Genomic DNA, 20,065 nt, shown 5'->3' with positions numbered 1-20,065 from the left:
CTCAGCCCAGCCGATCCGAGACGAGCTCGGCCAGCGAGAAGCCCACCGCGACGGGCAGTGGGCCGGCCAGCACGACGTCGACCAGCGGTGGGGCGGGCGGCACGGACTCGCCCAGCGCCACCAGGAGTGGGACATCGGGCAGCAAGGGTAAGTCGCCGAGCGCCACGGCCAGCGTGGGGACGGGTGGAAGTAGCGGTTCGCCCAGTGCCACCAGGAGTGGGACGTCGGATGGCGGTGAAGGTAAGCAGACGGGCGGCGCAGGCACGGGTAGGGTTGCTGGTTCACCGAGCGCCACCGGGAGTGGGACATCGGGCAGCAGTGAGGGTGAGTCGCCGAGCGCCACGGCCAGCACGGGGACGGGCGGGGGGAGCGGTTCGCCGAGCGCCACGGGGAGTGGAGCATCGGGCGGGGCTGAAGGTAGGCCGTCGAGCGCCACTGTCAGCGCGGGGACGGGCGGGGTTACTGGTTCGCCGAGCGCCACCGGGAGTGGGACGTCCAGCGGCGGCCCGGGTTCGTCCAGTGCAGCCAGGAGCGGGACCTCGGGCAACGCGACCGGGAGTGTTCCACCCGGAGCTTCCTCGGGAGCGAGCACCGGCCACGAGTCATCCGGTGAGCACGGGCAAGGCGACGCCGAGCCCACCACCGGGCCCACCACCCGGCCCGCCGCCCGGCCGACGAGCCGACCCAAGCCGACCGCGGCTGGTGAGCAGACCTCGTCCATTGGTGGTTCTGGTCGTCCGGGCGGCACTTCCACGTTGACCCCCTGCCCGTCGGCGGCAGGGGAGGACGGCACGTCCGAAGCATTGGTGGAAGAGGCTGACGGAAAGGCTCCGGTGGGCCGGGCGGCCGAGGGTAAGGCGGTTCGCGGTAAGGCCGCCGAGAGCAAGGCGGCGCCGGGGGAGGTTCTGGGCTGCTGCGCAGAGGGAGCGCAGGCCGAAGCCGAAGTCGGTGAGAAGCCGGCGGCCAAGGCGCCGGCCACCAAGGGCGGGGCGCCTGAGACCCCGGCCGCGGCGACGACCGGGCCGATTCCCGTGCCCACCTGCCCGTCCTAATTCGCTGCCGACCAGCCATAGGCAGCCGGATGGTTGCCTATTCTGGGGCAGGCGCCTAGGCTGCCGGGTGGTGGAGGAAGTGATGGACGACGAGGTGTTCCGGGCGCTGGCCGATCCCACCCGGCGGGCCCTGCTCGACCGGCTGGCGGAGCGGAACGGGCAGAGTCTCAAAGAGCTGTGCGCCGGGCTGGGCATGGCGCGACAGTCGGTCAGTAAGCATCTGGCCGTGCTGGTGGGGGCCAACGTGGTCACCACGGCGCGCCGGGGGCGCGAGGTGCTGCACTACCTGAACGCCGAGCCGGTCAACGCCATCGCCGACCGCTGGATGTCCAAGTACGACCGGGGCCGGGCTCAGGCCCTGGCCGGTCTCAAACAGGCCTTGGAGGACGGGAACATGCCAGAAAGCAGCGATTTCGTCTACGTCACGTTCATCCGCTCCAGTCCGGAGCGGGTCTGGCGGGCGATCACCGAGCCGGAGTTCACGAAACAGTACTGGGGGGTGGAGTTCCGCACCGACTGGCGCAAGGGCAGCCCGATCGTCTGGAGCTTCCAGGGGATCGAGATGGCCGATCCCGAGCAGGTGGTCCTCGAGGCCGAGCCCTACACCCGGCTCTCCTTCACCTGGCACGCGATCACCCCGGAGTTCGCCGCCAAGGTCGGCATCGACGAGGAGACCCGCGACCGGCTGGTGCGCGAACCCCGCACCACGGCCACCTTCACGCTCGAGCCGCAGGAGGGCGGGGTGACCAAGCTGAGTCTGCTGCACACCGGCCGGCCGGGCAGCAGCATCGTCGAGATGGTCGAGCAGGGGTGGCCGCAGACCCTGGCCAGTCTCAAGAGCCTGCTGGAGACCGGCTCTCCGCTGGAGCAGTAGCCGCCGGAGGCTGGTCGACCGCGCAGTGGTAGGCCGGTTCCGTGCGCGCCGGAACCGGTTTCGTCACCTCGTCGCTCACGCCCAGCCAGGCGATCAGAGCACTGACCGCCATCAGGACCGCGCAGCTGATCACCGCGATGTGGAAGCCGTCGGCCAAGGGGCCGGCGCGGTTGAAGTCGTCGCCCGACAGGCCCATCAGCAGGGGCAGTACGGCCACCGAGAGCAGGCCGGCGGTGCGGGCCACGGCGTTGTTGACGCCGGAAGCCACCCCGGCATGCCGGTCTTCGGCCGCGGCCAGCACGGCTGCGGTGAGTGGGGCCACGGTCAGGGTCAGGCCCAGCCCGAACACCAGGATGCCGGGTAGGGCGTGGGTGAAATAGCCCGCTGCGGGCTCGATCCGGAGCATCAGGAGCAGGCCGCCAGCCATGATTACCGGGCCCACGGTCATCGGACGGCGGGGGCCGATGCGAGCCGCCAGGGCACCGGTGCGGGACGAGAGGGTGAGCATCAGCAGGGTCACCGGCAGCATGGCGGCCCCGGCCTGCAACGGACTCAGCCCGGTGACCACCTGCAGCACCACCGCCAGCAGGAAGAACACTCCGGAGATGGCGGCGTAGAGCGCGAGCGTGACCAGGTTCGCGGCGGTGAACTGCCGGTTGGCGAACACGTCGAGGGGGACCAGGGGGTGCGGGCTGCGGCGTTCGGTCCGGATGAAGAGCACGAAACCGAGGACGCCGGCCAGGCCGGCGATCCAGACCACCGGTTGGTTGCCGGAAGGGGCCGCGATCAGGGCGTAGGTCACGCCGCCGAGCCCGATCGCCCCGGTGACCGAACCCAGCACGTCCAGCCGGCGCGGTGCGCTCGCGTCCAGGGTCTCCGGCACGTGCCGCACGGCCAGGTAGATCACGAAAACCGTGAGTGGCAGGTTGATCAGGAAGATCCAGCGCCAGGACTGCTCGAGCAGCGCCCCGCCCAGCAGTGGCCCGACCGCCGAGGCCACGCCACCCAGACCGGACCAGGCGCCGATCGCCCGGGCCCGGTCCTCCCGGCAGAACGACGCCGAGATCATCGCCAGGCTGCCCGGGGTGAGCAGAGCGCCACCCACGCCCTGGAGGGCTCTGGCGAGCACGAGCGTCTCCAGGTTCGGAGCCACCCCGCACAACAGTGAGGCGACCCCGAACCAGGCCACCCCGAGAACGAAGACCCGGCGGCGGCCGAACCGGTCGCCGAGCGAGCCGCCGAGCAGGATCAGCGCCGCCAGGGTGAGGGCGTAGCCGTTCACCGTCCACTGCAGCCCGGCCACGTCGGCGTCCAGGTCCTGGCCGATCGTGGGCAGGGCCACGTTCACCACCGTGGCGTCCAGGCTCACCACCGCGCTGCCCAGCACCGCCGCGGTCAGCACCCAGCGACCGGCCGGGGTGGCCAACCGCAGTTTCGCGTCGTCTCCCGAAACCGAACCGGACGCCTCTGCCCCGGCGCCGTTCGACCCGTCCTCAATCATGTAACCGAGACTGCCCGAACCCTTAACCCAAGTCGAGCGAAGTCTGGGTGTCCGGGAGCTGCTCACCTACGCTGACCCGCATGGACTACGTGAAGCTCGGACGCACCGGTCTCGATGTCTCCCCGATCTGCCTGGGGTGCATGAGCTACGGCGTCCCGGAACGCGGCCACCACCCCTGGACACTCGACGAGGAGACCAGCCGGCCGTTCATCAAGGCCGCGGTCGAGGCCGGCATCAACTTCTTCGACACCGCCGACATGTACTCCGACGGAACCAGCGAGGAGATCGTCGGCAAGGCGCTGACCGACTTCGCCCGCCGCGACGAGATCGTGCTGGCCACCAAGGTCTTTCACCGGATGCGGCCCGGCCCGAACGGAAGTGGCCTGTCCCGCAAGGCGATCATGACCGGGATCGACGCCAGCCTGCGCCGACTGGGCACCGACTACGTCGACCTCTACCAGATCCACCGCTGGGACCCGGCGACCCCGGTCGAGGAGACGATGGAGGCCCTGCACGACGTGGTGAAGGCCGGAAAGGCCCGCTACATCGGCGCTTCCTCGATGTACGCCTGGCAGTTCGCCAAGGCCCAGTTCACCGCGGAGCTCAACGGGTGGACGAAGTTCGTGAGCATGCAGCCGCACTACAACCTGCTCTACCGCGAGGAGGAGCGGGAGATGCTGCCGTTCTGCGCCGATCAGGGGGTCGGGGTGATCCCGTGGAGCCCGATGGCCCGGGGCCGGCTCACCCGCGACTGGGACTCCGGCAGCAACCGGCAGCAGACCGACGAGGTGCTGCAGGCGCTCTACCAGGAGGGTGACCGCCGGATCGCCGAGGCGGTGGCCGAGGTGGCCGCCGCCCGGGGAGTGCCCCGAGCTCAGGTGGCCCTGGCCTGGGTGGCCCGCAACCCGGTGGTCACCGCACCGATCATCGGGGCGACGAAGCCGCAGCACCTGACCGACGCGGTCGAGGCGCTGAGCCTGGAGCTGAGCGACGAGGAGGTGGCCCGGCTGGAGGCGCCGTACACCCCTCATCCGGTGGCCGGTCACTGATACCCCACGATGTCTTGTTGTGGCTGATCATGCTCCCCTACGGTGGGTGATGACTTAGGGGCGATCTGACGGCGAAGTCGCCGTTAGTCACGAAAGGGTCTCGCCGCGTTGTGCCGGTTGTCCGGATCATGACGGGACATTCCGCGGTCGTTAACCATTCGGTCAGCCCTTGGCCGCTCCGTGCCCCCGGTGAGGCCGCCCGTGTCCATGTCACTGTGTTCAGCGTTCAACTACGCGGGGGTACAGGTGCCTGAGGAGGCTCGAAACACGTGAAGAAGGTCATGCGCGGATTCGGCGCGACTGTGGCGATGGGCGCGCTCGTCGCCCTCGCCGCCTGCGCGCCGCCGAGTGACGACGACAGCAGCGCGAGCGGCGAGGGGGGCGTCTCCGCGGCCGCCGCCACCTCCGCCGAGGAGTTCGGTGGCCTGGAGGCCCTGGTCGAGGCGGCCAAGAAGGAGGGCAAGGTCAACACCATCGCCCTGCCCGACAACTGGGCGAACTACGGCGAGATCAAGGCCGCGTTCACCGAGAAGTACGGCATCGAGGTGGTCTCGGACAAGCCCGACGCGGCCAGCCAGGACGAGATCAACGCGGTCAAGACCGAGAAGGGCCGCAGTTCGGCCCCGGACGTGCTGGACATGGGCGGTGCGGTCACCCTGGCCAACACCGACCTCTACGCCCCCTACAAGGTGGCCACGTTCGACGAGATCCCGGCCGCCCAGAAGGACCCGAACGGCCTGTGGGTCAACGACTACGGCGGCTACATGTCGATCGGGTACGACTCCAGCAAGTTCGACTCGATCGCCTCGCTGGACGACCTGCTCGACCCGAAGTTCAAGAACAGCGTCGCCCTGAACGGTGACCCGACGCAGGCTGGGGCCGCGTTCAGCGGGGTCGCGATGGCTGCGCTCGGCAACGGCGGCTCGGCCGACGACGTGAGCAAGGGCGTCGACTTCTTCGGTGAGCTGAAGAAGGCCGGCAACTTCGTCCCGGTGCAGGCCTCCCCGGCCACGATCAAGAGCGGCGAGACCCCGGTCGTCTTCGACTGGGACTACCTGAACGCCGCCCAGGTCTCGGAGAACCCGAACTGGAAGGTCGTCGTCCCCGAGGGCGCGGTGCTGGGCAGCTACTACAACCAGGCGATCAACAAGGACGCCCCGCACCCGGCCGCCGCGCGGCTGTGGCAGGAGTTCCTGTTCTCGGACGAGGGCCAGAACCTGTGGCTCAAGGGCGGTGCCCGCCCGGTCCGCATGGAGGCGATGACCGAGGCCGGCACCATCGACAGCGCGCTGGCCGAGGCCCTGCCCGCGGTCGAGGGCGAGCCGGTGTTCCTGACCACGGAGCAGACCGAGGCCGCCACCAAGACCCTGACCGAGACCTGGGCCAAGGCGATCGGCTGACGTCGTGACGTCACTCGAGGTCCCACCCGCCGGCCAGTCCACCCGGACTGGCCGGCGGTTCTCTCTCAGCTGGCTCGGCGTGGTGCCGTTCTTCGCCTACGTCGGGCTCTTCCTGCTGCTGCCGACCGCCCTGGTGGTGATCCAGGCGTTCGGTACCGAGGACGGCCGGCCCACCCTGGCGAACGTCCAGGCGCTCGGCGAGAGCTACGTGCTGACCGCCTTCTGGCGCAGCATCCAGCTCTCCTTCACCACCGCCGCGATCGGTGCCGTCTTCGGCGCGGTGCTGGCCTATCTCGTGGCCACCGGCCCGGCCGACGGCCTGGTGCGGCGCACGGTCACCGCGGTGGCCGGGGTGCTGGCCCAGTTCGGCGGGGTGACCCTGGCGATCGCGTTCATCGTGAGCGTGGGCAACCAGGGCCTGCTGACCGTGCTGCTGCGCGACGCCGGCCTGGACGTCTCCGGCGGCTGGCTGTACGAGCTCAGCGGTCTGGTGGTGGTCTACCTGTACTTCCAGATCCCGCTGATGGTGCTGGTCTTCCTGCCCGCCCTGGACGGGATCAAGCCGCAGTGGCGCGAGGCCACCGAGAGCCTGGGCGGCGGAACCTGGGTGTACTGGCGGCATGTCGCCGGACCCCTGCTGACCCCGCCGTTCCTGGGGGCCTTCCTGCTGCTGTTCGCCAACGCGTTCGCCGCCTACGCCACCGCGGCCGCACTGATCAGCCAGGGCGGGATCATCATCCCGCTGCAGATCCGCGCGGCGATGACCAGTGAGACCGTGCTCGGCCAGGAGAACGTGGCCAAGGCCCTGGCGCTCGGCATGGTGATCGTGGTGGCCGTGGCGATGGCGCTCTACTCCTGGATGCAGCGGAGGTCCTCACGATGGCTGCAGTAACGGCCCTGGTGCCCGAGACCGAGAAGCCGACCGAACGGGGGCCGGGCCTGCGCGCCCGTTCGGCCAAGCGCGCCCGGGTCACCCGGGCCCTGCTGATGGTGCCGTTCGCGCTCTTCTTCGCGGTGCCGCTGCTGGCCCTGGTGGAGTTCAGCACCCGGGCCACCGACCTGTACGGCGAGCGCACGCTCGAGGCCTGGCGGGCGATCGGTGACAACCCGGAACTGCTGACCGCACTGCGGGACTCGCTGCTGCTGGCCCTGCTGACCTCGGTGGTGGCACTGGCCCTGCTGGTGCCGACCATGGTCTGGGTGCGGCTGCGACTGCCGAAACTGCAGCGCGTGGTGGAGTTCCTGTGCCTGCTGCCGCTGACCATCCCGGCGCTGGTGCTGGTGGTGGGGCTCGGCCCGATCTACCTGTGGATCGCGTACTTCACCCCTGACGCCTACGACTCCTCGCCCCTGGTGCTGGTTTTCGTCTACGTCGTGCTGGTGATGCCGTACATGTACCGTTCGCTCGACGCCGGACTGCAGGCGATCGACGTGCGCACGCTGAGCGAGGCCGCCCGCAGTCTGGGCGCCGGCTGGTTCACCGTGATGGTGCGGGTGATCCTGCCGAACATCACCTCCGCGGTGCTCAACGCCTCGCTGCTGGCGGTCGCCCTGGTGCTCGGTGAGTTCACCGTGGCCTCGCTGCTCAACTACGACAACCTGCAGGTGGCGATCAACCTGCAGGCCCAGGCCAGTGTCGGGGTGGCGGTCGCGCTGTCCGCGGCGGCCCTGGCGTTCGTGTTCGTCCTGCTGTTCGCGCTGTCCTTCGTCGGCCGCCGCCGCTCAACCGCTGAGGAGAAGTAGACGTGACCGAAACCCTCACCCGAGCCGGGGTCGAGGTGCGGCTGGAGGGCCTGCGTCGTCAGTACGGCTCGGTGACCGCCCTGGACGGCCTCGACCTGACCATGGAGCCGGGCGAGTTCATCGCCCTGCTCGGCCCTTCCGGGTGCGGCAAGACCACCGCGCTGCGGCTGCTGGCCGGCCTGGAGGACGCCGACGAGGGACGGGTGGTGGTGGGCGGTAAAGACGTCACCGGGCTGCCCACCAACAAGCGCGACATGGGCATGGTGTTCCAGGCCTACTCGCTGTTCCCGCACATGACCGCCCGCCAGAACGTGGCCTTCGGGATGCGGCTGCGCAAGGTCGGCGAGGCCGAGCGCAACCGGCGGGCGGGCGAGATGCTCGAGCTGGTGGGGCTCTCCGCCCAGGCCGACCGCTACGCCCACCAGATGTCCGGCGGTCAGCAGCAGCGGGTGGCGCTGGCCCGGGCGCTGGCCATCCGGCCCACCGTGCTGCTGCTCGACGAGCCGCTCTCGGCCCTGGACGCCAAGGTCCGGGCCAGCCTGCGCGACGAGATCCGGCGGGTGCAGCTGGAGGTCGGCATCACCACCCTGTTCGTCACCCACGACCAGGAGGAGGCGCTCGCCGTCGCCGACCGGGTCGGAGTGATGAACGCCGGCCGGCTGGAGCAGCTGGGGGCGCCGACGGAGATCTACGCCAGCCCGGCCACGCCGTTCGTGGCCGAGTTCGTCGGTCTGTCGAACCGCCTCCCGGCCACCGTGAGCGGCGGTATCGCAGACGTTCTCGGGGCTCGTCTGCCGGTCGTCACGGCGTCGGCCGAGGGCAGTGGCTTCGCGCTGGTGCGGCCGGAGGCCGTGGAGCTGGCCCCGACCACCGACTCTGCGGCCGGTGACCCGCTGGTCGGGCCGGTGGTGGCGGTGTCGTTCCTGGGCGCGGTCACCCGGATCACGGTGGACCTGGGGGAGCACGGCAAGGTGCTGGCCCAGCTGCCCACCTCGCAGGCCGTCGGGTTCACACCGGGCGACACCGCCCGGGTCTCCTTCCGCTCCGACCCGATCCTGGTGGTCAAGGGCTGATTCAAACTGAGGACGGCGCTGGGTCACCACCCAGCGCCGTTTTCGGTTTGCGGGTTCAGAGGAAGGCGTCCAGGCCGAGTTTGACCGCGAGCCCCAGTCCGGCCAGCGCGATCAGGATGCGCAGAGGTCCGGCGGGGGCGTGACGGATGACCATCGGGCCGATCCGCCCGCCGATCAGGCAGCCGATCGCCAGCGGTAGGCAGTGCGCCCAGTCGACCGGGCCGAAGAGCGCGAAATAGACTGCGGCGACGACGTTCGCGGCGGTGAGCACCATGGTGCGCACGGCACTGGAGCGAGCCAGGCTGAGGCCGGTGAAGCCGAGGACCAGGGCCAGCAGCATCACTCCGGCCGCCGCTCCGAAATAGCCTGCGTAGATGCCGACGAAGAAGGTGCCGATCCGGAAGGCCCGTGACGGGTCGACCTTCGGTGGGTTCGGGCTGACGTCGGCAGCCGTGTGCGGGATCTCGTCGGCCGGGATGTCCCCGAGGGCCGAATCGGCCGAGGTGGCCGAAGCGGCCGGTGTGGTGCGGATCAGCACGCCCAGGGCGGCCGCGGCGATCAGGATCGGCACCACCCGCTCGAGCAGTTCCGACGGGGTGAGCAGCAGCAGGATGCTGCCGACGATCCCGCCGGGCACGGCCGAGTAGAGCAGTTGCCGCACCAACCGGCCTTGCCCGCGCAGCTCCGGCCGGGACCCCAGGGCGGTGCCCACGCCGGAGAACACCAGGGCCACCGTGTTGGTGACGTTGGCGGTGGTCGCGGGCAGCCCGGCGGCCAGCAGGGCCGGATAACTGACCAGCGAGGCCAGCCCGGCGATACTGCCGGTGAGCCCACCGCCGACGCCGGCCAGGACCAGCAGGAACCAGGTGCTCACGCTCATCGCAGCACCGAGACCCGGGCCGGGTCGCGCAGGTCGGTGCCCGCCTGCAGCCACAGCTCCCGCAGGTGCCCGGTGCCGCGGGCGCGGGCCAGCGCGGCCTCGTCCGGGGTCATCGGGAGCACGGGGAAGAACCGGACCGGTTCTACGCCCTCACCCACCTGACGCAGGTCGAGATCGGGAACGAGCCCACCGGCGTCCCCAAGCATCACTGCAGTGGTCCGGGCTCCTGGCCAGAGCGGTTGCTGCAGGTCAAGGGTGGCGCCGGCCGCCAGGACCAGGCCCTCGACCTGTGGGGTGGCGGCGAGCACGGCGAGGGTGCGCAGCACTTCGTCGCGGGCGGCGCTGAGGCTCAGGACCAGTTCGGCGCGCGGCCCGCGCACCGGGTCGATCACCGCGGCGGTGGGCGGGTGCATCGGGGCGTGGCTGACCCCGACGGTGGCGTAGCGGACCAGGCCGGACGGATCGGGGCCGAAGCGGTCGACCTCGAGCGGCTGGGTGCCCAGGAAGGTGATCGAGGCGGTGGCCACCGGACCGGGGAAGGTGGCCGCCAGGTGGGAACGGACGAGCTGCGAGACGGCGGGCACCGGGGCATTCCATCACGAGCGCCGCTCAGGGCATCAGGGCGTTCAGCCGCGGAGAGACGTTGAAGCCGGCGTCGAGGGCCGGGCCGGTGATCGCCTGCAGCCGGGCCACGACCGGGCCCGGCCGGGTGCCCTCGGGGCTGATCCACACCCGGTCGCGGGGCAGGCCGTGCGCCCTGACCAGGCTCGACACCGTGGCGATGTCCTCCACCTCGCGCACCACGAAGGAGAAGTCGACATCCAGGCGCCGGGCCAGCCGGCCCCACAGCACCAGGATGTCGCCGTTTAGCCGGGCCCACGCCGGATCGCCGGAGTGGGCCAGCTTGGGTGAGACGGTGACCCAGCTGACCCCGCGCAGGGTCTGCTCGGTCGGGGCGATGGTGCCGTTGGTCTCCAGCCCGATCTCGTTGCCGGACAGCGCCGCCAGCAGGTAGGGCCAGGCCGGGCTGGTCTGCTGCATCAGCGGTTCACCGCCGGAGATCACGATGGTGCTCGGCCGGCAGGCCAGCGCCTCCTCGGTGATCTCCGAGATGGTCCACATCGCCAGCTCGCGGCTCAGGTCGTAGCGCGCCGCGTCCCAGGTGTAGGCCGAGTCGCACCAGGAGCAGGCCAGGTTGCAGCCGCCGAGCTGGATCACCGAGGTGCGGCGACCGGAGGCGGACCCCTGACCGTGGATCACCGGGCCCATCACCCCGGCCACGGAGAGCGTCAGGTCGCCGGTCATCCCGGCGGCTCAGCCGGGGCCGTCACGAACTGCTCATATCCAGTCACCTCCGCGACCGTTCATCGTGCCACCATGCAGGGGTGGACGTCGATGCTCAGTTGCTGCACCGCGCCCGGCTGCTGCTGGCCGGTGAGCTCGAACCGGTCCTGCCCCGGGCCGCGGCCACCGTCGCGCTGATCCGGGACACCCCCGACGGCCTGCAGGTTTACCTGCTGCGCAGGCAACCCCGGATGGCCTTCGCGGCGGGGATGTACGTGTTTCCGGGCGGTTCGGTGGACGCTTCGGACTCCTCGGTCGAACTGGAGACGTCGGTCACGGGCTGGGTGGGCCCGGCGCCTTCGGTGTGGGCCGGCTGGTTCGGGACGGACGAGGTCACCGCGGCCTCGCTGGTGCGCGCGGCGGTGCGCGAGACCTTCGAGGAAGCGGGAGTCCTGCTGGCGTCGTCCATGAATTCCGAGGCGACCACCGCCTCGTTGACCGAGACCGAGCGGGCCGATCTGGAGGCCGGCCGGATCTCCCTGTCCGGCCTGCTCGCCCGTCACCACCTGGCCCTGCGGGCCGACCGGCTGGCTCCGTTGCAGCACTGGATCACCCCCGAGCCGGAACAGCGCCGCTACGACACCTGGTTCTTCGTGGCCGCGTTGCCCGAGGGGCAGGAGCCGCGGGAGGCGGGCACCGAGGCCGATCGGCGGGTCTGGCTGAGTCCGGCGCAGGCTCTGGACGCCGGCCTGACTCTGATGCCGCCCACCCGCGCGGCACTCACCGAACTGGCTCGCCACGGCACGGTGGCCGAGGCGCTGCAGGCCCTGGTCGCCGAACGCGAGATCGAGACGGTGACTCCGCGCTTCGAGATCGTCGGTGACCGGGTGGCGTTCTTCAGGGACTGACCACGGCTTCTTCCCGGCGCAGGAGCACGGCCAGGGCGATCAGGAGAGCGGCCGCGATCACCAGCAACGTGATGTCGTGGCCCGCGAGGAACCGATAACGGACGATCGGCACGGCGGTGAGGGCAAGCACGAGGACGCTTCGGGGCACCGAACACCGGGAATGCAGCAGCCCGATCCCGATCACCACGGCGATCAGGAACGGGTACCAGTAGTAGGACAGCATCAGGGGGTCGAACAGCAGCCGGGCCAGCAGTACCGCGAGCGGTCCGGCCCAGATCAGGTCCGGGCGCCGGCCCAGGGCCAGTGCCGCGCCCGCGCCGGCCGCACCGGCGGCCAGACCCTGCAACAGCCGCAGCGGCCAGGAGAAATGGTCGAGGCCGGGGTTCAGCGAGCTGACCAGGGTGCCCGGCAGGACGGCCCACTCGAGCTCGAACATCTCGAACCGGCCGGCGGCCACGAACGGCAGGTAGCAGGCTACGGCCGCGACCGCGAAGGCGGCGCAGCCCACGACCAGCCGGACCGGGCGGCGTTCGGTGAGCAGCAGCCCGGCCGCCAGCACCCCCCACGGCTCCCAGCCTGCCGAGAGGCCGATCACGACCCCTGCCGCGACGGTTCGGCCCCGCACCGCCAAGGAGGCTCCGAGCACCCACATCAGCGCCACGCCGAACTGGGCCAGGTGGCCGCCCAGAAGGAACACGTAGGGGACGGCGGTGAGGACCGCGGCGACTCCGGCGGCCAGTTCCATTGCCGGAGAAGCAGATCGGCCGTGAACGCGGCGCAGATGGCGGACCAGGAGAAGGGCTCCGGCGACCAGAGCGGCCCCGAGCGTGGCGCGCAGCCAGAGCTGCCCCTCCAGCCCTTCCCGTACGTAGGCGGCCTGGTGCTGGTGGTCGAACGGGAACAGCGCCCAACTGCCGAGCAGCTCCAGCGGACCGGCCTGCATCCAGGGGTCGGCGTAGATCCCGGAGAACCGGCCCAGCAGGATCTGCTTCCCGGCGCGGGCGAAGCGGATGAAGTCGGCCGGCATCAGGCCGCCGTTCGCGATCGGGGCGGCGCCCTGCACGGCGCCGATCACGCACAGCAGCCAGCGCAGGCGCACGGCCAGGTGCAGCGCCGGGGCCAGGCCGTCGAGGTGCCGGCCGACCTTGAACAGCGGGGTCAGCGGGGGGACGGTGCCGGTCGCCACCTGGTGAGGTTCGGCGACCGGCTCACCCGTCTTTACTTACCGGGGTAGGACTTGCGGAACTGCTTGCGCTCGCCGAACCCGCTGCGGGCGCGCTGCGGCGGCGGGCCGTCGGTCTTGGTCAGCTGGATCAGCTTGCCCGAGATCCGGGTCTGGGTGAGCGCCTCGACGGTCTCCCGCGAGAGGTTGGCGGGCAGTTCGACCAGGGTGTGGTCGGCCTGGATGTCGATGTGCCCGAAGTCGCCCCGGCCCAGGCCACCCTCGTTGGCGATGGCCCCGACGATGGCGCCGGGCTGCACCCGGTGGCGGCGGCCGACGGAGATCCGGTACGTGGCCAGGGGGACGTCTCCGCGGGGACGCCGGGGCCCGGCCACGCGGGGAGCCGGACGGCCGTTGCGGTCGCGGACCCCGTTGGGCTCACGAGCCGGCCGACGGGCCGACGGCGGCGGGTCGGGGGGCAGCAGGAACGACTTGCCGTCCTGGGCGATCACCGCCAGGGCGGCCGCCACCGCGGCGGCGGGCACGTCGTGCTCGGCGATGTACTCCTCGATCAGCCCCCGGAAGACCGCCGCCTCGGGGCTGTCCAGGTTGGCCTTGATCGAGTCGGTGAACTTGGTGACCCGGGTCGAGTTCACGTCGTCGACCGAGGGCAGCGGCATCTCCTCGATCGTCGAGCGGGTGGCCCGCTCGATCGAGCCGAGCAGCCGCTTCTCCCGCGGGGTGACGAACAGCAGCGCCTCGCCCGAACGCCCGGCCCGGCCGGTGCGGCCGATCCGGTGCACGTACGACTCGCTGTCGTGCGGGATGTCGTAGTTGACCACGTGGGTGATCCGCTCGACGTCGAGACCGCGGGCGGCCACGTCGGTGGCCACCAGGATGTCGAGCTGGCCGGACTTGAGCTGGCCGATCGTGCGCTCGCGCTGCTGCTGGGCCAGGTCGCCGTTGATCGCGGCGGCGGAGAAGCCGCGCGAGCGCAGGCGCTCGGCGAGTTCCTCGGTGGCCTGCTTGGTGCGGACGAAGATGATCATCGCCTCGAAGTCCTCGACCTCGAGGACCCGGGTGAGGGCGTCCAGCTTCTGCTGGTGCCCCACGAAGATGTAGCGCTGCCGGGTGTTGGTCGAGGTCACCGTGCGGTTGGCCACGGTGATCTCGGCCGCGTCGGTGAGGTACTTCTTCGAGATCCGGCGGATCTGCGGCGGCATGGTGGCCGAGAACAGCGCCACCTGCTTCTGCTCCGGCGTGGTGGCCAGGATGGTCTCCACGTCCTCCTGGAAGCCCATCTGGAGCATCTCGTCGGCCTCGTCCAGCACCAGGTACTTCAGCTGGGACAGGTCGAGGGTGCGCTTCTCCAGGTGGTCGATCACCCGTCCGGGCGTACCGACCACGATGTGCGCGCCGCGCTTGAGGCCGCTGAGCTGGACCCCGTAGCTCTGGCCGCCGTAGATCGGCAGCACGTGCAGCCCGGGGATGTGGTGGGAGTAGCGGCCGAAGGCCTCGGCCACCTGCAGGGCGAGCTCGCGGGTGGGGGCCAGCACGAGGGCCTGCGGGGCGCGCTGCTCCAGGTCGATCCGGCTGAGCACGGGCAGCGCGAAGGCGGCCGTCTTACCGGTACCGGTCTGGGCCAGGCCGACCAGGTGGCGGCCCTGCATCAGAGGTGGGATGGCGGCCGCCTGGATGGGCGACGGCATCTCGTAGCCGACGTCGCTGAGGGCTCGCAGCACCCGCTCGTCGATCCCGAGGTCGGCGAACGTGGGCTGGGCCTCGCCCGGCTGTGCTACCTCGGCGGTGGTTTCGGGGGAGTCCGCGTGGTCTTCCGGCGTGTCGCGGACGGCGGGATCGGTGTTCATCGCCCACCAATCTACGGAGCCGGAGGGCTTCCTGCACAACGCGGGCCCCGGGAACCGACTTGTCCCGGGGCCCGCGGTTGTGCAGCGGCTTTGTCCGATCACCCTGCGCTAGCTAGTCACCCGCCAGGGAAGCGGGCTCACCGGATGCGGCCGGCGGGGGTGCGTCCGGGGTCCGGTCGACCGTGTAGTCCTCGGGCCGGGTCGCGTCGCCGGTGTCCGTGGCACCCGTTCGCCGTAGGACCAGGGTGAGCAGGGCGGCGACGACGAGGTTGGCCGCGACCGCGACGAACCCGACGTAGATCTGCTTCTCGGTGTCGAACCCGGCCAGCGAGAGCCGGTAGGCCGAGCCGCCGAAGTGCTCCTTGCCGTTGTTCGGGTTCGGGATCTGGTAGAGCATCCCGATCCCGACCGCCAGCCCGGCGACCAGCCCGCTGCTCAGCGCCCACGGGTGGAACCAGCGCGTGTACACCCCGATCGCCACCGCGGGCAGCGTCTGCAGGATCAGCACGCCGCCGATCAGCTGCAGGTCGATGGCGAACTGGGGGTCGAGGAAGAGGATCACCGCGACCGCCCCGACCTTCACCACCAGCGAGGTGATCTTGCTGACCGAGGCCTCCTGCTTCGGGGTGGCGTCCCGGCGCAGGTACTCCTTGTAGACGTTGCGGGTGAACAGGTTGGCCGCCGCGATCGACATGATCGCGGCCGGGACCAGGGCCCCGATGCCGATCGCGGCGAAGGCCACGCCGGTGAACCAGCTCGGGAACATCTGGTCGAACAGCAGCGGCACGATCGTGTTCGTGTCGGTCTTGCCCTCGCTGGTGACCGGCTTGATCCCGGCCGCCAGGGCCATGTAGCCGAGCAGCGCGATCAGCCCGAGCAGGAAGCTGTAGGCCGGCAGCGCCGACATGTTCTTCTTGATCGTGTCCCGGTCCTTCGCGGCCAGCACGCTGGTCAGCGAGTGCGGGTAGAGGAACAGGGCCAGGGCCGAGCCGAGCGCCAGGGTGATGTACTGCAGCTGGTTGTTCGCGTTCAGCAGCAGGCTGCCCCGGGGCTGGCCGGTGTTCGGGTTCTCCTGGGCCAGCGCCTGCTCGGCGCCGCCGAAGATCGCGTCCCAGCCGCCGAGCTTGTAGGGGATCACGATCACCGCCACGATGATCACGATGTAGATCAGCGTGTCCTTGACGAAGGCGATCAGCGCCGGCGCGCGCAGGCCCGAGTTGTAGGTGTAGAGCGCCAGGATCAGGAACGCGATGATGATCGGCAGGTGCCCGTGCACCCCCATCACCTTGAGCACCGCCTCGATGCCGACCAGCTGCAACGCGATGTACGGCATGGTGGCGACGATGCCGGTCAGTGCGACCAGCAGAGCCAGGGTGGGGGAGCCGAACCGGCCGCGGACGAAGTCGGCCGGGGTGACGTAGCCGTGCCGGTAGCTCACCGACCACAGCCGGGTGAGCACCAGGAAGGCCAGCGGGTAGATCAGGATCGTGTAGGGCACGGCGTAGAAGCCGATGGCCCCGGCCGAGAACACCAGCGCCGGCACCGCGACGAAGGTGTAGGCGGTGTACAGGTCGCCGCCGAGCAGGAACCAGGTGATCCAGGCGCCGAAGTTACGCCCGCCCAGCCCCCACTCGTCGAGGTGGTCGAGCGACTCGGCGCGCCGCCAGCGGGCGGCCACGAAGCCCATCACCGAGACCAGGGTGAAGAGCAGGACGAAGACGACGATCTCGACGACGTGGTCGGAAGCCTCCGGCATCGGCTCAGCCCCTCCGCCTGGTGCGGTTGTAGACCAGCGCGGTGCAGCCCACCCCGAGCAGCACGAAGAGCAGCTGCAGCCAGTAGAAGAGCGGGAAGCCGAACAGGGCCGGCGTCTCGTGGTTGAACAGCGGGGTGCTCAGCGGGATCACGATCGGGATCAGCAGCACCCAGTTCCACGGGCTGCGGTCGGTCTGCTGCACGGTCGAACGATCCGGACGCGGATCCTCCGGAGGCTGCGTGGACGACATCGTCCGGCTCCCCTCACTCACACGACGGCCAGGGCGACTGACTGTCTATCAGGTCACAGTTTGTCCGCCAAGAGTTGCGGGCCATGGACCGTGGGTGAGATCCGAATGTTATTCGTGGCAGTTCAGGCCGGTTCGGAGACGGCCTTGAGGATCAGGGCCAAGGAACGGCGGCAGGCGTCCAGACCGGCCTTCTCGCCCGCCGCGGCGCTGCTGCCCGGCTCGGCCGGGAACCACATGTGCGTGGTGCCGGTCTCGTAGCCGGCGATCAGCAGGGTCAGCGCGTCGCCGGTGTCGACCCGCAGCCGGCGGCCGGCCCGGCCCAGCCCGGCCACCACCAGGCGGGCCAGCTCGTCGTGGAACGGGGCCATCGCCTTCTGCAGCACCGGGGCCTGCTCCGGATTACGCACCATGTACAGGCCGATCTCGGTCTCCATCAGCCGGGACTGCCGGTCCACCGGGTTGGCCGCGAGCACCTTGTCGACCAGGTCGTCGATCACGTCCGCGCCCTCGGGGGCCGGGGTCTGCTCGGTCTCGTCGAGGATCTTGCGGATGCCCTCCAGCAGGGACTGGTGCTTCTCCTGCATCAGGGCGTAGAGCAGGTCCTCCTTGGTGGAGAAGTTCGAGTAGAAGGCGCCGCGGGTGAACCCGGCCTCCTCGCAGATCGCCTCCACGCTGGCCCCGTTGGCCCCCCGCTCGGCGATCACCGTGGTCGCGGCGGCGAGCAGGCGCGCTCGGGTGGCGGCCCGGCGGGGGCTGATCCGCTCGGTCCGGCCACTGTGGGTCTGCGGCTCGCTCACGGAGTGTTTCCTCGGCTTCCTGGTTCATCCCGGCTCGCGCCGCCCCGGGCCGGACGGCGCGACCGTCAGTGTCTCTCAGTCGGCCCGATCGGGCAGTACCGCGACGCCGGCCGCGGAGGGCGCCGGGCACCGGCAGGATCCGCCGGATACATTAGTGTATTCAATACAGTTCTGTATCGAACCTGTTCAGCCGCACTTCTGGTGGGACGGCAAGGGAGAAGATGTATGTCCACGCTGCTCTACGCGCTCGGCCGGCGCGCCTATCGGGGCCGTCGTGCGGTCCTCGCCGTCTGGGTGGTGGTCCTGATCGCGCTGGCCGCCGGGGCGGCCACCCTCGGCACCGGCACCAAGGAGGAGTTCCGGATCCCGGGGACGGCCTCGCAGGACGCGCTCGACGACCTCGGCGAACGATTCCCCGAGCTGAGCGGCGGGCAGGCCCAGGTCGTGGCGGTGGCTCCCGAGGGCTCCTCGGTCACCGCGGAGTCCGTGCAGCAGGCGGTCCAGGCCTCGCTGGCCGCCATCGCCGAGGTGGACGGCGTCACCGCGGTCGTGGACCCGTACAACGAGCAGGTCCGCGGGGCGATCTCGGCCGATGGCCAGGTGGCGCTGGGCACGGTGCAGGTGGAGGCCGGCTGGCGCGAACACCAGGACACGCTGCGCGAGGACATCGAGGCCGCGGCCGCGCCGATCGAGAAGGCCGGAGGCACGGTCGAGTTCGGTGGTGAGGTGTTCGCCGTCGCCCTGCCCGAGGTCACCCCGACCGAGGCCGTCGGCGTGGTGGTCGCGCTGGTGGTCCTGATCGTCACCTTCGGCTCGGTCCTGGCCGCCGGTCTGCCGCTGATCACCGCGCTGCTCGGGGTGGGCGTCGCGATGGCCGCGATCTTCCTGGCCACCCCGGTGGTCGACGTGTCCAGCACGGTGCCGCTGCTCGCGCTGATGATCGGCCTGGCGGTCGGCATCGACTACGCCCTGCTGATCGTCTCTCGGCACCGTGACCAGCTGCACGAAGGGCTGGAGCCGGAGGAGTCGGCGGCCCGGGCGGTGGCCCGGGCCGGGTCGGCGGTGGTCTTCGCCGGGCTCACCGTGATCATCGCGCTGGTCGGCCTGGCCGTGGCCCGCATCCCCTTCCTGACCGTGATGGGCGTGGCCGCGGCCGGGGCGGTCCTGGTGGCCGTGCTGGTCGCGCTCACCCTGCTGCCCGCCCTGCTCGGATTCCTCGGTGGCCGGCTGATTCCCAAGGCCAGGGGCGAGGGGCAGGAGCGTCACGGCTTCGCCGACGCCTGGCTGAACACCGTGATCCGTTGGCCCGTGGTCACCGTCCTGCTCGTGGTGGTCGGGCTCGGCCTGCTCGCCGTGCCCGCCAAGGACCTGCGTCTGGCCCTGCCCGACAACGGCACCGCGGCCGCCGAGACCACCCAGCGTCAGGCCTTCGACCTGGTCGCCGACCACTTCGGCCCCGGGGCCAACGCCCCGCTGCTGGTCACCGCCGACCTGCCGGCGGGCAGCGATCCGCAGCAACTGCTCGGCGCCCTGGCCGGTGGGCTGGGCGCCCTGCCCGGGGTCGCCGGGGTGAGCTCGGCGGCGGTCAACCAGGCCGGCGACCTGGCGGTGGTGGCCCTGGTCCCCTCCGGCAGCGCCACCTCGGCGCAGACCTCCGACCTGGTGCAGGAGATCCGCGACGCCGACGCCGAGTACGAGGAGAGGTACGGCGTGCAGGTCGGGGTGACCGGGCAGACCGCGATCGCGATCGACGTGTCCGACCGGCTGGCCGACGCCTTGGTGCCGTTCGGCATCCTGGTCGTCGGGCTCTCCCTGGTGCTGCTGGGCGCGGTCTTCCGTTCGGTCGCGGTCCCGGTGAAGGCCGCTCTGGGCTACCTGCTCTCGGTCGGCGCCTCGTTCGGGGTGGTCGCCGCGGTGTTCGAATGGGGTTGGCTGGCAGACCTTCTCGGCGTGCAGCGGGTCGGCCCGGTGATCAGCTTCATGCCGATCCTGCTGATGGGTGTGCTCTTCGGCCTGGCCATGGACTACGAGGTCTTCCTGGTCGCGCGGATCCGGGAGGAGTTCGTCCGCACCGGTGACGCCCGGCGGGCGCTGCAGCTGGGCTACGCCGGCGGTTCGCGGGTGGTCACCGCGGCCGCGCTGATCATGGTCTCGGTCTTCGCCGCCTTCGTGCCCGAGGGCGATGCCCAGATCAAGCCGATCGCCCTGGCCCTGGCGGTCGGGGTGTTCGTGGACGCCTTCGTGGTCCGGATGATCCTGGTCCCGGCGGTGCTGGCGCTGATGGGCCGGGGCGCCTGGTGGATCCCGGGTCGGCTGGACCGGATTCTGCCGCACCTGGACGTGGAGGGCGAGGGTCTGGACCAGCGGCTCGAGGCTCAGGACAAGAACGAGCCGAGCACGGTCTGACCGGCGAGCCGGGGGCCCGGTGAACGCACTGTGTTCGCCGGGCCCCCGGCGTCTGCTGGCCT

Annotated in this window: 18 protein-coding genes; 9 read left to right on the top strand and 9 right to left on the bottom strand. The window is 70.9% G+C overall.

The genetic code is table 11. From position 1 onward, the window contains the following. The first annotated feature begins 806 nt into the window (after window positions 1–806). Complete coding sequence (locus tag LWF15_RS31505; protein WP_232814625.1) at window positions 807–1,052, top strand: hypothetical protein; 246 nt, start codon at window positions 807–809, stop codon at window positions 1,050–1,052. Window positions 1,053–1,134: 82 nt separating this feature from the next. Further along, the gene (locus LWF15_RS31500) at window positions 1,135–1,926 is read left to right on the top strand and encodes an ArsR/SmtB family transcription factor (RefSeq protein ID WP_269811179.1); all 792 of its coding nucleotides are present in this window, start codon (window positions 1,135–1,137) and stop codon (window positions 1,924–1,926) included. On the opposite strand, the gene LWF15_RS31495 is transcribed toward LWF15_RS31500, so the two are convergent. Continuing rightward, complete coding sequence (locus LWF15_RS31495; RefSeq protein WP_232814623.1) at window positions 1,886–3,427, bottom strand: MFS transporter; 1,542 nt, start codon at window positions 3,425–3,427, stop codon at window positions 1,886–1,888. The two genes, LWF15_RS31500 and LWF15_RS31495, sit on opposite strands and share 41 nt — an antisense overlap. Window positions 3,428–3,507: 80 nt before the next feature. Here LWF15_RS31495 and LWF15_RS31490 point away from each other — a divergent pair, with 80 nt between their 5' ends. The 5 genes from LWF15_RS31490 to LWF15_RS31470 all read left to right on the top strand — a co-directional run bounded on the left by LWF15_RS31490 (window position 3,508) and on the right by LWF15_RS31470 (window position 8,692). Then, entirely contained in the window at window positions 3,508–4,476 is a 969-nt protein-coding gene (locus LWF15_RS31490; RefSeq protein ID WP_232814622.1) for an aldo/keto reductase, read from the top strand. Window positions 4,477–4,757: 281 nt separating this feature from the next. Beyond that, window positions 4,758–5,876: an ABC transporter substrate-binding protein gene (locus tag LWF15_RS31485; RefSeq protein ID WP_269811178.1), complete on the top strand. Its 1,119-nt coding sequence runs from the start codon at window positions 4,758–4,760 to the stop codon at window positions 5,874–5,876. Window positions 5,877–5,880: 4 nt separating this feature from the next. Beyond that, the gene (locus tag LWF15_RS31480) at window positions 5,881–6,768 is read left to right on the top strand and encodes an ABC transporter permease (RefSeq protein ID WP_232814620.1); all 888 of its coding nucleotides are present in this window, start codon (window positions 5,881–5,883) and stop codon (window positions 6,766–6,768) included. Further along, entirely contained in the window at window positions 6,756–7,619 is an 864-nt protein-coding gene (locus LWF15_RS31475; RefSeq protein ID WP_232814619.1) for an ABC transporter permease, read from the top strand. The genes LWF15_RS31480 and LWF15_RS31475 overlap by 13 nt, the downstream gene beginning before the upstream one ends. A gap of 2 nt (window positions 7,620–7,621) precedes the next feature. Further along, window positions 7,622–8,692, top strand: coding sequence for an ABC transporter ATP-binding protein (locus tag LWF15_RS31470; protein ID WP_232814618.1), 1,071 nt, complete (start codon window positions 7,622–7,624; stop codon window positions 8,690–8,692). 55 nt (window positions 8,693–8,747) lie between these two features. Here LWF15_RS31470 and LWF15_RS31465 read toward each other — a convergent pair whose 3' ends face one another. The 3 genes from LWF15_RS31465 to LWF15_RS31455 are packed head-to-tail and all read right to left on the bottom strand — an operon-like array spanning window position 8,748 to window position 10,877. Next, the gene (locus tag LWF15_RS31465; protein ID WP_232814617.1) at window positions 8,748–9,572 is read right to left on the bottom strand and encodes a sulfite exporter TauE/SafE family protein; all 825 of its coding nucleotides are present in this window, start codon (window positions 9,570–9,572) and stop codon (window positions 8,748–8,750) included. Next, window positions 9,569–10,156 carry a suppressor of fused domain protein gene (locus tag LWF15_RS31460; RefSeq protein WP_232814616.1) on the bottom strand — a complete coding sequence of 196 codons (588 nt, stop codon included), beginning with the start codon at window positions 10,154–10,156 and terminating at the stop codon, window positions 9,569–9,571. Before LWF15_RS31460 ends, LWF15_RS31465 begins: the two co-directional genes overlap by 4 nt. A gap of 25 nt (window positions 10,157–10,181) precedes the next feature. Next, window positions 10,182–10,877, bottom strand: a complete 696-nt coding sequence (locus LWF15_RS31455) for a 7-carboxy-7-deazaguanine synthase QueE (protein WP_232814615.1) — start codon at window positions 10,875–10,877, stop codon at window positions 10,182–10,184. Window positions 10,878–10,957: 80 nt separating this feature from the next. Between LWF15_RS31455 and LWF15_RS31450 the strand changes: the two genes are divergently transcribed. Further along, window positions 10,958–11,764 carry an NUDIX hydrolase gene (locus tag LWF15_RS31450; RefSeq protein ID WP_232814614.1) on the top strand — a complete coding sequence of 269 codons (807 nt, stop codon included), beginning with the start codon at window positions 10,958–10,960 and terminating at the stop codon, window positions 11,762–11,764. Here the strand turns inward: LWF15_RS31450 and LWF15_RS31445 are convergent. The 5 genes from LWF15_RS31445 to LWF15_RS31425 form a co-directional block, all read right to left on the bottom strand. Beyond that, window positions 11,754–12,950 (bottom strand): hypothetical protein, encoded by a 1,197-nt coding sequence (locus tag LWF15_RS31445; protein WP_232814613.1) that lies wholly within the window; start codon window positions 12,948–12,950, stop codon window positions 11,754–11,756. The two genes, LWF15_RS31450 and LWF15_RS31445, sit on opposite strands and share 11 nt — an antisense overlap. A 32-nt stretch (window positions 12,951–12,982) precedes the next feature. After that, a complete protein-coding gene (locus tag LWF15_RS31440; RefSeq protein WP_232814612.1) occupies window positions 12,983–14,794 on the bottom strand; it encodes a DEAD/DEAH box helicase in 1,812 nt (603 codons plus the stop codon). 112 nt (window positions 14,795–14,906) lie between these two features. Next, the gene (gene mctP, locus LWF15_RS31435; protein WP_269811164.1) at window positions 14,907–16,550 is read right to left on the bottom strand and encodes a monocarboxylate uptake permease MctP; all 1,644 of its coding nucleotides are present in this window, start codon (window positions 16,548–16,550) and stop codon (window positions 14,907–14,909) included. Between the two features lie 4 nt (window positions 16,551–16,554). Next, window positions 16,555–16,800 (bottom strand): DUF3311 domain-containing protein, encoded by a 246-nt coding sequence (locus LWF15_RS31430; protein ID WP_269811163.1) that lies wholly within the window; start codon window positions 16,798–16,800, stop codon window positions 16,555–16,557. 122 nt (window positions 16,801–16,922) lie between these two features. Continuing rightward, the gene (locus tag LWF15_RS31425; RefSeq protein ID WP_232814610.1) at window positions 16,923–17,597 is read right to left on the bottom strand and encodes a TetR/AcrR family transcriptional regulator; all 675 of its coding nucleotides are present in this window, start codon (window positions 17,595–17,597) and stop codon (window positions 16,923–16,925) included. 225 nt (window positions 17,598–17,822) lie between these two features. On the opposite strand from LWF15_RS31425, the gene LWF15_RS31420 reads away from it, so the two are divergent. Next, window positions 17,823–20,003, top strand: coding sequence for an MMPL family transporter (locus LWF15_RS31420; RefSeq protein WP_232814609.1), 2,181 nt, complete (start codon window positions 17,823–17,825; stop codon window positions 20,001–20,003). Window positions 20,004–20,065 lie beyond the last annotated feature (62 nt).

This window comes from Kineosporia rhizophila (genome assembly GCF_021277265.1).
In the GTDB taxonomy this organism is placed as follows: Bacteria; Actinomycetota; Actinomycetes; order Actinomycetales; family Kineosporiaceae; genus Kineosporia; species Kineosporia rhizophila.
This window is presented reverse-complemented; position numbering and strand designations above follow the sequence as displayed.

Excerpts from the sequence above, each read along its gene's own strand:
- LWF15_RS31420 (WP_232814609.1), top strand. The coding sequence starts at position 17,823 with ATGTCCACGCTGCTCTACGCGCTCGGCCGGCGCGCCTATCGGGGCCGT.
- LWF15_RS31485 (WP_269811178.1), top strand. The coding sequence starts at position 4,758 with ATGCGCGGATTCGGCGCGACTGTGGCGATGGGCGCGCTCGTCGCCCTC.
- LWF15_RS31440 (WP_232814612.1), bottom strand. The coding sequence starts at position 14,794 with ATGAACACCGATCCCGCCGTCCGCGACACGCCGGAAGACCACGCGGAC.
- LWF15_RS31475 (WP_232814619.1), top strand. The coding sequence starts at position 6,756 with ATGGCTGCAGTAACGGCCCTGGTGCCCGAGACCGAGAAGCCGACCGAA.
- mctP (WP_269811164.1), bottom strand. The coding sequence starts at position 16,550 with ATGCCGGAGGCTTCCGACCACGTCGTCGAGATCGTCGTCTTCGTCCTG.
- LWF15_RS31430 (WP_269811163.1), bottom strand. The coding sequence starts at position 16,800 with ATGTCGTCCACGCAGCCTCCGGAGGATCCGCGTCCGGATCGTTCGACC.
- LWF15_RS31490 (WP_232814622.1), top strand. The coding sequence starts at position 3,508 with ATGGACTACGTGAAGCTCGGACGCACCGGTCTCGATGTCTCCCCGATC.
- LWF15_RS31465 (WP_232814617.1), bottom strand. The coding sequence starts at position 9,572 with ATGAGCGTGAGCACCTGGTTCCTGCTGGTCCTGGCCGGCGTCGGCGGT.
- LWF15_RS31455 (WP_232814615.1), bottom strand. The coding sequence starts at position 10,877 with ATGACCGGCGACCTGACGCTCTCCGTGGCCGGGGTGATGGGCCCGGTG.
- LWF15_RS31495 (WP_232814623.1), bottom strand. The coding sequence starts at position 3,427 with ATGATTGAGGACGGGTCGAACGGCGCCGGGGCAGAGGCGTCCGGTTCG.
- LWF15_RS31500 (WP_269811179.1), top strand. The coding sequence starts at position 1,135 with ATGGACGACGAGGTGTTCCGGGCGCTGGCCGATCCCACCCGGCGGGCC.